This is a genomic window from Pantoea sp. ACRSB (assembly GCF_022346905.1).
In the GTDB taxonomy this organism is placed as follows: Bacteria; Pseudomonadota; Gammaproteobacteria; order Enterobacterales; family Enterobacteriaceae; genus Pantoea; species Pantoea piersonii.
The window spans coordinates 241380-250732 of sequence record NZ_JAKRNL010000006.1 but is presented as its reverse complement, the minus strand read 5'-3'; the positions used below and the strand labels follow the sequence as shown (position 1 = coordinate 250732).

The 9353-nt window shown below is 52.6% G+C and carries 14 protein-coding genes; 3 read left to right on the top strand and 11 right to left on the bottom strand.

Going from position 1 to position 9353, the window contains the following annotated elements; genetic code table 11:
• The first annotated feature begins 32 nt into the window (after positions 1–32).
• The 3 genes from rsmB to mscL all read left to right on the top strand — a co-directional run bounded on the left by rsmB (position 33) and on the right by mscL (position 3234).
• Positions 33–1325, top strand: a complete 1293-nt coding sequence (gene rsmB, locus MHZ89_RS18120; RefSeq protein ID WP_311784131.1) for a 16S rRNA (cytosine(967)-C(5))-methyltransferase RsmB — start codon at positions 33–35, stop codon at positions 1323–1325.
• 19 nt (positions 1326–1344) lie between these two features.
• Entirely contained in the window at positions 1345–2721 is a 1377-nt protein-coding gene (gene trkA, locus MHZ89_RS18115; protein WP_311784130.1) for a Trk system potassium transporter TrkA, read from the top strand.
• Between the two features lie 102 nt (positions 2722–2823).
• On the top strand, positions 2824–3234 hold the full coding sequence (mscL, locus tag MHZ89_RS18110) for a large-conductance mechanosensitive channel protein MscL (RefSeq protein WP_311784129.1): 411 nt from the start codon (positions 2824–2826) through the stop codon (positions 3232–3234).
• A gap of 27 nt (positions 3235–3261) precedes the next feature.
• Here mscL and MHZ89_RS18105 read toward each other — a convergent pair whose 3' ends face one another.
• From MHZ89_RS18105 to rplO, 11 genes are all read right to left on the bottom strand, one after another.
• A complete protein-coding gene (locus MHZ89_RS18105) occupies positions 3262–3468 on the bottom strand; it encodes an alternative ribosome-rescue factor A (RefSeq protein ID WP_120458458.1) in 207 nt (68 codons plus the stop codon).
• Positions 3469–3518: 50 nt separating this feature from the next.
• On the bottom strand, positions 3519–3956 hold the full coding sequence (gene zntR / locus MHZ89_RS18100; RefSeq protein ID WP_311784128.1) for a Zn(2+)-responsive transcriptional regulator: 438 nt from the start codon (positions 3954–3956) through the stop codon (positions 3519–3521).
• Positions 3956–4327, bottom strand: coding sequence for a DUF1992 domain-containing protein (locus tag MHZ89_RS18095; protein WP_311784127.1), 372 nt, complete (start codon positions 4325–4327; stop codon positions 3956–3958). Before MHZ89_RS18095 ends, zntR begins: the two co-directional genes overlap by 1 nt.
• A gap of 99 nt (positions 4328–4426) precedes the next feature.
• Positions 4427–4810 carry a 50S ribosomal protein L17 gene (rplQ, locus tag MHZ89_RS18090; protein ID WP_120458461.1) on the bottom strand — a complete coding sequence of 128 codons (384 nt, stop codon included), beginning with the start codon at positions 4808–4810 and terminating at the stop codon, positions 4427–4429.
• A gap of 40 nt (positions 4811–4850) precedes the next feature.
• Entirely contained in the window at positions 4851–5840 is a 990-nt protein-coding gene (locus MHZ89_RS18085; RefSeq protein WP_003850179.1) for a DNA-directed RNA polymerase subunit alpha, read from the bottom strand.
• Positions 5841–5865: 25 nt separating this feature from the next.
• Positions 5866–6486, bottom strand: coding sequence for a 30S ribosomal protein S4 (gene rpsD, locus MHZ89_RS18080; protein ID WP_010618555.1), 621 nt, complete (start codon positions 6484–6486; stop codon positions 5866–5868).
• 32 nt (positions 6487–6518) lie between these two features.
• Positions 6519–6908, bottom strand: a complete 390-nt coding sequence (gene rpsK, locus MHZ89_RS18075; protein ID WP_004160563.1) for a 30S ribosomal protein S11 — start codon at positions 6906–6908, stop codon at positions 6519–6521.
• A gap of 16 nt (positions 6909–6924) precedes the next feature.
• Positions 6925–7281: a 30S ribosomal protein S13 gene (gene rpsM / locus MHZ89_RS18070; RefSeq protein ID WP_033752934.1), complete on the bottom strand. Its 357-nt coding sequence runs from the start codon at positions 7279–7281 to the stop codon at positions 6925–6927.
• 146 nt (positions 7282–7427) lie between these two features.
• Positions 7428–7544, bottom strand: a complete 117-nt coding sequence (rpmJ, locus tag MHZ89_RS18065) for a 50S ribosomal protein L36 (protein ID WP_004160566.1) — start codon at positions 7542–7544, stop codon at positions 7428–7430.
• A gap of 32 nt (positions 7545–7576) precedes the next feature.
• Complete coding sequence (secY, locus tag MHZ89_RS18060) at positions 7577–8908, bottom strand: preprotein translocase subunit SecY (protein ID WP_033752936.1); 1332 nt, start codon at positions 8906–8908, stop codon at positions 7577–7579.
• Between the two features lie 7 nt (positions 8909–8915).
• The gene (gene rplO / locus MHZ89_RS18055) at positions 8916–9350 is read right to left on the bottom strand and encodes a 50S ribosomal protein L15 (protein ID WP_033752938.1); all 435 of its coding nucleotides are present in this window, start codon (positions 9348–9350) and stop codon (positions 8916–8918) included.
• Positions 9351–9353: the final 3 nt, after the last annotated feature.

Sequence of the window (9353 nt, the reverse complement as noted above, 5' to 3'; positions counted from 1 at the left end):
GTCCGGGCTTTTTGTTTAATGACGTAACGCGAATGACTAAATCAACAAACCTGCGAAGCCTGGCCGCTCAACTGATTGAGCGCGTGATTGATAAGGGCGAATCGCTCAGCGCGGTGCTGCCCGCCGCGCAGAAAAAAGTCTCCGATAAGGATGGCGCGCTGGTGCAGGAACTCTGCTTCGGCGTGCTGCGCACGCTGCCACAGCTCGAAGCCGTAATCGGCAAGCTGATGGCGCGTCCGCTGAATGGCAAACAGCGCGTGCTGCACTACCTCATTATGATCGGCATCTATCAGCTGCTTTATACGCGCGTACCTCCTCATGCCGCGCTGGCAGAGACCGTCGCCGGCGCCGAAGCGCTTAAGCGCGCAAATCTCAAAGGATTGATTAACGGCGTGCTGCGTCAGTTCCAGCGTCAGCAGGAAGAGCTGATCGCAGAGGTCGACCAGCAGCCGCAGCGACATCTGCATCCGACCTGGCTGCTGCAGCGTCTGCAAAAAGCCTGGCCGGAAAACTGGCAGCAGATTGTAGAAGCGAATAACCAGCGCCCGCCAATGTGGCTGCGCGTCAATCGTCAGCATCACAGCCGCGATAGCTGGCTGGCACTGCTGAACGAGAGCGGAAAATTCGCGGTGGCCGACGATACGGCGCCGGATGCGTTGCGTCTTGAAACCCCTGCTCCAGTTGGCCAGTTGCCTGGCTTCGCGGAAGGCTGGGTCACCGTTCAGGATCTCTCGGCGCAGCGCTGCGCCCTGCTGCTGGCGCCTGAAAATGGCGAGCAGATCCTCGATCTTTGCGCCGCGCCAGGCGGCAAGACAACGCATATTCTTGAGATCGCGCCGCAGGCTCAGGTGATGGCGGTCGATGTTGATGCCCAGCGTTTAACGCGCGTTAACGAGAATTTGCAGCGTCTCAATATGCAGGCAGAGGTTAAACAGGGTGACGGACGCACGCCAGAGGCGTGGTGCGGCGATCGCCAGTTCGATCGTATTCTGCTGGATGCGCCCTGCTCCGCCACCGGAGTTGTGCGTCGCCATCCTGATATCAAATGGCTGCGCCGCGATCGGGATATTACCGAACTGGCCGCGCTGCAGCGCGATATCCTCGAGGCGGTCTGGGCGCATCTGAAACCGGGCGGCACGCTGCTGTACGCAACCTGCTCAGTCCTGCCGGATGAGAACGAAGCGCAGATTACTGCCTTTCTGACGCGTCACCCCGACGCGCGCGCTGAAGCGTTGCCGGGCGGCAAAACAAGCGGCCTGCAGGTCTTCCCGACTGTTGAAGGCGGAGACGGGTTTTTCTACGCTAAGCTGGTAAAAGCGCACTAACTAAAGAGCATGATACGCAATGAAAATTATCATTCTTGGCGCCGGTCAGGTTGGCGGCACGCTGGCGGAAAATCTGGTCGGCGAAAACAATGACATTACGGTGGTTGATACCGATCCTGACCGCTTACGTCAGCTGCAGGATAAATTTGATTTGCGCGTCGTTCAGGGCCACGGGTCGCATCCGCGTATTTTGCGTGAGGCAGGCGCAGAAGATGCCGATATGTTAGTTGCGGTCACCAGCTCTGATGAAACCAATATGGTGGCGTGTCAGATAGCCTACTCGCTGTTTAATACGCCTAACCGCATTGCGCGTATACGCGCGGCGGATTATCTGCGCGACGCTGAAAAACTTTTTATTCCCGAAGCGGTACCGATTGATCATCTCATCTCGCCGGAACAGCTGGTGATCGAAAATATCTATCGCCTGATCCAGTATCCCGGCGCGCTGCAGGTAGTGAATTTCGCTGAAGGACTGGTGAGTCTGGCAGTAGTGAAAGCCTATTACGGTGGGCCGCTGGTAGGCAATCCGCTCTCTATTTTACGCGATCATATGCCGCATATTGATACCCGCGTTGCCGCTATTTTCCGTCAGGATCGGCCTATTCGTCCGCAAGGCTCGACCATTGTGGAAGCGGGAGACGAGGTCTTTTTTATCGCCGCCAGTCAGAATATCCGCGCGGTTATGAGCGAAATGCAGCGGCTGGAAAAACCCTATAAACGCATCATGCTGGTGGGCGGCGGCAATATCGGTTTCGGTCTTGCGCAGCGGCTGGAAAAAAATTACAGCGTGAAGCTGATTGAGCGTAATCCACGCCGCGCTGCCGAACTGGCCGAACAGCTCCAGGACACCATCGTCTTCTACGGCGATGCATCGGATCAGGAGCTGCTGGCGGAGGAGCATGTCGATCAGGTCGATCTTTTTATTGCGGTCACCAATGATGACGAAGCGAACATCATGTCGGCGATGCTGGCGAAAAAGATGGGCGCAAAAAAGGTGATGGTGCTGATCCAGCGTCGCGCCTATGTCGATCTGGTTCAGGGTAGCGTGATCGATATCGCTATATCTCCCCAGCAGGCCACTATCTCCGCGCTGTTAGGTCACGTGCGTAAAGCGGATATCGTGGGCGTCTCTTCTTTACGACGCGGCATCGCAGAGGCGATCGAAGCTATTGCTCACGGCGACGAAACAACGTCGCGCGTGGTAGGACGTATGATCAATGATATTAAACTGCCACCCGGTACGCTTATCGGCGCAGTAGTGCGCGGCGAGGATGTGCTGATTGCCAAAGATAATCTGCGTATCGAGCAAGGCGATCACGTCATTATGTTCCTGACCGACAAAAAATTTGTGCCGGACGTCGAGCGCCTGTTCCAGCCAAGCCCTTTCTTTCTGTAAGCACAACGGCGGCAAGACTATTCCGACAAATGCCGCCGCTTAGATGGCAATTGCCAAAAGGTTTGTTAGACTTTAGAAATTGGCCAGGGCAAGGAGATAAGTATGAGTTTTTTCAAAGAGTTTCGTGATTTTGCAATGCGCGGCAACGTGGTTGATCTCGCCGTTGGTGTGATTATTGGCGCTGCGTTTGGCAAAATCGTCTCTTCACTGGTGGCAAACATTATCATGCCGCCGCTGGGACTGCTGATTGGCGGAGTGGACTTTAAACAGTTCAAATGGGTGCTTAAACCTGCCGAAGGCGCTACGCCGCCGGTCGTAATGGAGTACGGCGTATTTATTCAGACGGTGTTTGACTTCGTCATTGTGGCATTCGCTATTTTTATCGCCATCAAGCTGATGAATAAACTGCATAAGAAGAAAGAAGTCGAAAAAACCGTAGCGAAACCCTCTAACGAAGAGGTGCTGCTGAGCGAAATCCGCGATTTGCTGAAGCAGCAGAACGGCAAAATCTAAAACATAGCCGCCCGCGAGGCGGCTTTTTTATGCCCATAAAGCAGAAGGCCAGTGATAAGCGCTCTTCTTATCACTGGCCTCCCAACCGCCACGTTTCGCATGTTTATCTTTACGCCGATAACTGCCTTTGCCTTTTTGCTTCTGCTCAATGCGCTGGCGGAACAGCGGGTCGTGTAGTAAAGCCTGGATTGCGTTATCGCGAATCTCGCCTTTGGTATGTTGATACTTACTCATAACTATCTCCTCGTTCAGACAGCGTAAATATATTCTCTTTCCCGTAAAATTCAATCCCGCAAATGAGCGTGTTCCGGTGTTGGCTCCGTTCCCTGTTCGAGCGCTTCCAGTATCGAACAATAGTCGCTGCTGTGTGCGGTACCGCAGCAGGCGTCAGACAAACGCTGAAGCGAACGCTGCACGTTTTGCAGTTCACTAATCATCTTATTCACCTCTTCCAGGCGCGCCTGCACAATTGCTTTCGACTCTTCGCAGGTGTGGTGCGCGGGATCAACGCGGATCGAGAGCAGATCGCGAATAGCGTCCAGACCGAAGCCAAGCTGGCGGCCGAAGCGAATAAATTTGAGACGCTGAAGATCGCTCTCGCTGTACAACCGAAAGCCGCCCTCGGTCCGGATCTCATGATCCATCATCTGCTGTTTTTCATAAAAACGAATGGTGTCGACGGTAACGTTCGCCAGCTTTGCCAGTTGCCCGATGCGGTACATTACTTCTCCTTTAACCAGCGCTCGCGGATCGCTTCGCCGTAAGCACCCTGTAAGAAATCGGTACTCATACCTGCCTGACGCAGCTGCATTTCCAGCACAAGCAGACGCTTGCTCTGTTCACGGTAGCGTTGATCATCAGGATCGATATTGCGCAGCAGATCGCTAATTTCCAGCGCTTCGCGCCGCATTTCCAGCTCCGGCGGCAAAAAGCCGGCGTTTTTCAACAGCCGGTAGCCGCTGCGTAATTCAGCCGGTACATGACTGTCGTCATCCAGTTCGAGTGGCGCACCTTCTCCGGGCAGATTGCTGAGTTCGCCTTTCTCCAGCGCCGCACGAATATGCTGTTCAGCTAGCTGATCGATTAACCACATGAGCGCCTCCTGATTTAGCCAGTTAATTGAGCTTAACGGACGAGACAAATTTCAGGCAATAAAAAACCCGCCGAAGCGGGTTTTTTACGATGCTACAAATTACTCTGCAGCTTCTGCTTGAGCTTCTGGACGATCAACCAGCTCGATGTATGCCATCGGAGCGTTGTCACCAGCGCGGAAGCCACACTTCAGAATACGAGTGTAACCACCTGCACGGCTCGCGAAACGCGGGCCCAGCTCATTAAACAGTTTTGCCACGATCTCGTTATCACGAGTACGGGCGAATGCCAGACGACGATTAGCTACGCTGTCGGTCTTGGCAAGAGTAATCAGCGGCTCAACTACGCGGCGCAGCTCTTTGGCTTTCGGCAGAGTCGTCTTGATGATCTCGTGACGAACCAGAGAGCCAGCCATGTTGCGGAACATAGCCTGACGATGGCTGCTGTTGCGGTTCAGTTGACGACCACTCTTACGATGGCGCATGACCTTATCCTTCTCAGTGAAACCTTAACCTGTGATCCGGTTATTCATCAGCGATGCTTGCCGGCGGCCAGTTCTCAAGGCGCATGCCCAGAGAAAGACCACGTGAGGCGAGCACGTCTTTAATCTCGGTAAGAGATTTTTTACCCAGGTTAGGCGTTTTGAGCAGCTCAACCTCGGTACGCTGTACCAGATCACCGATGTAGTGGATAGCTTCTGCCTTAAGGCAGTTAGCAGAGCGGACAGTCAATTCCAGATCGTCAACAGGGCGCAGCAGGATCGGATCGAATTCTGGTTTCTCTTCTTTCACTTCCGGCTGACGTACATCACGTAGGTCAACGAAAGCTTCCAGTTGTTCTGCCAGGATGGTTGCCGCACGACGAATCGCCTCTTCAGGATCGATTGTGCCGTTGGTTTCCATTTCGATGACCAGCTTGTCCAGGTCGGTGCGCTGTTCTACACGCGCTGCTTCAACATTGTAGGCGATACGGTCTACAGGGCTGTAGCAAGCGTCGACCAACAGGCGGCCGATTGGGCGCTCATCTTCTTCCGAATGAATTCGGGCAGAAGCCGGCACATAACCACGACCACGCTGAACTTTGATACGCATGCTGATAGCGGCGTTCTCATCGGTCAGGTGACAGATCACGTGCTGCGGCTTGACGATTTCGACATCACCATCATGGGTAATGTCGGCTGCAGTCACAGGGCCAATGCCAGATTTATTCAAGGTCAGAATGACTTCATCTTTACCCTGAACTCTTACCGCCAGCCCTTTCAGGTTGAGCAGGATTTCCAGGATATCTTCCTGTACGCCCTCTTTGGTGCTGTACTCATGCAGTACACCATCAATTTCAACCTCGGTCACCGCGCAACCCGGCATGGAAGAAAGCAGAATACGGCGCAGTGCGTTACCAAGAGTATGGCCAAAGCCACGCTCTAAAGGCTCAAGGGTCACCTTGGCGTGCGTCGAACTCACTTGCTCGATATCTACCAGGCGCGGTTTTAGAAACTCTGTCACAGAACCCTGCATTGTGTCCTCTCTTTGGTACTAAGCTTTACTTGGAGTAAAGCTCGACGATCAGGTGTTCGTTAATGTCCGCAGACAGATCGGTACGCTCAGGAATACGCTTGAACACACCTTCCATCTTAGTCGCATCAACTTCCAGCCAGGTTGGCTTTTCACGCTGCTCAGCCAGCTCCAGAGCGGCCTTCACGCGAGATTGCTTTTTGGCTTTCTCGCGGATGCTTACGACATCATTCGGAGATACCTGATAAGAAGCGATGTTAACAACGCGGCCGTTAACCATTACAGACTTGTGGCTGACCAGCTGGCGTGCTTCTGCACGAGTGGCGCCGAAGCCCATACGGTAAACTACGTTATCCAGACGACCTTCCAGCAGAGCTAACAGGTTTTCACCGGTGTTGCCTTTCAGACGTGCTGCTTCTTTATAGTAGTTGCGGAACTGACGTTCCAGCACGCCGTAGATACGACGAACTTTCTGTTTTTCACGCAACTGGCCGCCGTAATCAGACAGACGCGGTTTACGCGCACCATGCTGACCAGGGGCTTGTTCAATTTTACACTTGGAATCAATCGCGCGAACGCCAGACTTCAGGAAAAGGTCTGTGCCCTCACGACGGCTCAGCTTGAGCTTAGGACCCAAATATCTTGCCATTTTCTTTCTCCAACTATCCTAAAAACGCGGCGTTATACGCGACGTTTTTTCGGCGGACGACAACCGTTGTGAGGGATCGGAGTCACATCAGTAATATTAGTGATGCGGAAACCTGCGGCGTTCAGAGCACGAATAGTTGATTCGCGACCCGGACCCGGACCCTTAACCATAACTTCCAGGTTCTTAATACCGTAATCTTTCACGGCTTCTGCACAGCGCTCTGCAGCGACCTGAGCAGCAAACGGCGTAGATTTACGTGAACCGCGGAAACCGGAACCACCGGCGGTTGCCCAACCCAGCGCGTTACCCTGACGATCGGTAATGGTCACGATGGTGTTGTTAAAAGAAGCATGGACATGAGCCACGCCATCTGAGACTTGCTTTCTTACACGCTTACGTGCACGAACTGGTGCCTTTGCCATTATTTACTCACCCCGATTATTTCTTGATCGGTTTGCGCGGACCCTTACGGGTACGTGCATTGGTCTTGGTACGCTGACCGCGAACCGGCAGACCACGACGATGGCGCAAACCACGGTAGCAACCAAGGTCCATAAGACGCTTGATGCTCAGGGTGATTTCACGGCGCAGATCACCTTCAACAACGAATTTACCAACTGCATCACGCAGCTGATCAATTTGTTCTTCAGACAGCTCACTGATCTTAACATCTTCAGCGATACCCGTTGCAGCGCAAATGGCTTTAGAACGGGTCTTGCCGATACCGAAAATCGAAGTTAATGCGATAACGGTGTGTTTATGATCAGGAATGTTAATGCCTGCTATACGGGCCACTATGCACTCCTATAATTAAATAAATGCGCCCCATGCTGAAAAGCCCGTTTTCAGGATACTCAAATGGAAACGCATTGACATACAAAAGATTGGCTGGCTAATCTAGCCAGCTCAACCCGACTTTGCAAGAAAAATATGTGAAAAAATCAGCCCTGGCGCTGTTTATGCTTAGGCTCGGCGCTGCAAATCACACGTACGACACCGTCGCGACGGATGATTTTGCAGTTACGACATAATTTCTTGACGGAAGCACGAACTTTCATTTTTACTCTCCGTAACTTCTCAAGCGCCTGAATTAACGGCCGTAGCCTTTCAGGTTTGCTTTCTTCAATGCAGACTCGTACTGACTAGACATCATCAGAGTTTGCACTTGAGCCATAAAGTCCATGATGACGACCACTACGATGAGCAGTGATGTACCGCCAAAGTAGAAGGGAACTTTCATCGCATCACGCATGAACTCCGGGATCAGGCAAATAAAAGTAATGTACAGTGCGCCGATTAAGGTCAGACGCGTCATTACTTTATCGATATACTTCGCCGTTTGCTCTCCCGGACGAATTCCCGGTACGAATGCACCAGACTTCTTCAGGTTATCTGCCGTTTCGCGCGGGTTGAAAACCAACGCCGTGTAGAAAAAGCAGAAGAAGATGATTGCAGTCGCATAGAGTAGCACATATAGCGGCTGTCCTGGCTGCAAATACAGCGAAATTGTTGTCAGCCAGTTCCAACCGGTACCGCCCCCGAACCAGGATGCTATCGTCGCGGGGAACAGGATAATGCTGGAAGCAAAAATAGCCGGGATTACGCCCGCCATGTTCACTTTCAACGGTAAATGTGTGCTCTGTGCAGCGTATACACGACGACCTTGCTGACGTTTCGCATAGTTCACCACAATGCGGCGTTGACCACGCTCAACGAAAACAACGAAGAAGGTCACTGCAAATACAAGAACTGCAACCAACAGCAACAGGAGGAAGTGCAGGTCGCCTTGCCGCGCTTGCTCGATGGTATGGCCAATGGCCGGCGGAAGTCCCGCAACAATACCCGCGAAGATAATGATCGAAATACCGTTGCCGATACCTCGTTCAGTAATCTGTTCGCCCAGCCACATCAGGAACATCGTCCCGGTTACCAGGCTTACAACAGCGGTAAAGTAGAAGGCAAAGCCTGGATTAAGCACCAGGCCCTGCATTCCAGGCATATTCGGTAAACCGGTAGCAATACCGATTGACTGAAATATTGCCAATACCAACGTACCGTAACGGGTGTACTGGCTAATCTTACGACGGCCAGCCTCCCCTTCCTTCTTAATCTCCGCTAACGCTGGATGAACCACCGTCAGCAGCTGGATAATAATAGAGGCCGAAATATACGGCATAATACCCAGCGCGAAGATTGAAGCACGGCTGAGAGCACCACCAGAGAACATGTTGAACATTTCAATGATGGTGCCACGCTGTTGCTCAAGCAGTTTGGCAAGTACAGCGGCATCAATACCAGGGATCGGAATAAAAGAGCCAATTCGGAAGACAATCAGTGCACCGATAACAAACAGCAGTCTGCGTTTCAGTTCACCAAATCCACCTTTGGCACTTTGAAAATCTAATCCCGGTTGTTTAGCCATCTGCTACTTATTCCTCGATTTTACCGCCAGCAGCTTCGATTGCAGCACGAGCACCTTTGGTGACACGCAGACCGCGAACCGTTACCGGTGCAGAAACTTCACCAGACAGAATCACTTTCGCGAATTCAATCTGAACACCGATAATGTTGGCTGCTTTCAGCGTGCTCAGGTCAACGATACCGCCTTCCACTTTCGCCAGATCAGACAGACGCACTTCTGCAGTCACGAATGATTTACGCGAGGTGAAGCCGAATTTCGGCAGACGACGGTACAGAGGCATCTGACCACCCTCGAAACCGCGACGTACGCCACCGCCAGAACGTGAGTTCTGACCTTTGTGACCACGACCACCGGTTTTGCCGAGGCCAGAACCGATACCACGACCCAGACGCTTGGAAGCGTGCTTAGAGCCTTCGGCCGGAGACAGAGTATTTAAACGCATCTG

Excerpts from the sequence above, each read along its gene's own strand:
- rsmB (WP_311784131.1), top strand. The coding sequence starts at position 33 with ATGACTAAATCAACAAACCTGCGAAGCCTGGCCGCTCAACTGATTGAG.
- trkA (WP_311784130.1), top strand. The coding sequence starts at position 1,345 with ATGAAAATTATCATTCTTGGCGCCGGTCAGGTTGGCGGCACGCTGGCG.
- mscL (WP_311784129.1), top strand. The coding sequence starts at position 2,824 with ATGAGTTTTTTCAAAGAGTTTCGTGATTTTGCAATGCGCGGCAACGTG.
- MHZ89_RS18105 (WP_120458458.1), bottom strand. The coding sequence starts at position 3,468 with ATGAGTAAGTATCAACATACCAAAGGCGAGATTCGCGATAACGCAATC.
- zntR (WP_311784128.1), bottom strand. The coding sequence starts at position 3,956 with ATGTACCGCATCGGGCAACTGGCAAAGCTGGCGAACGTTACCGTCGAC.
- MHZ89_RS18095 (WP_311784127.1), bottom strand. The coding sequence starts at position 4,327 with ATGTGGTTAATCGATCAGCTAGCTGAACAGCATATTCGTGCGGCGCTG.
- rplQ (WP_120458461.1), bottom strand. The coding sequence starts at position 4,810 with ATGCGCCATCGTAAGAGTGGTCGTCAACTGAACCGCAACAGCAGCCAT.
- MHZ89_RS18085 (WP_003850179.1), bottom strand. The coding sequence starts at position 5,840 with ATGCAGGGTTCTGTGACAGAGTTTCTAAAACCGCGCCTGGTAGATATC.
- rpsD (WP_010618555.1), bottom strand. The coding sequence starts at position 6,486 with ATGGCAAGATATTTGGGTCCTAAGCTCAAGCTGAGCCGTCGTGAGGGC.
- rpsK (WP_004160563.1), bottom strand. The coding sequence starts at position 6,908 with ATGGCAAAGGCACCAGTTCGTGCACGTAAGCGTGTAAGAAAGCAAGTC.
- rpmJ (WP_004160566.1), bottom strand. The coding sequence starts at position 7,544 with ATGAAAGTTCGTGCTTCCGTCAAGAAATTATGTCGTAACTGCAAAATC.
- secY (WP_033752936.1), bottom strand. The coding sequence starts at position 8,908 with ATGGCTAAACAACCGGGATTAGATTTTCAAAGTGCCAAAGGTGGATTT.
- rplO (WP_033752938.1), bottom strand. The coding sequence starts at position 9,350 with ATGCGTTTAAATACTCTGTCTCCGGCCGAAGGCTCTAAGCACGCTTCC.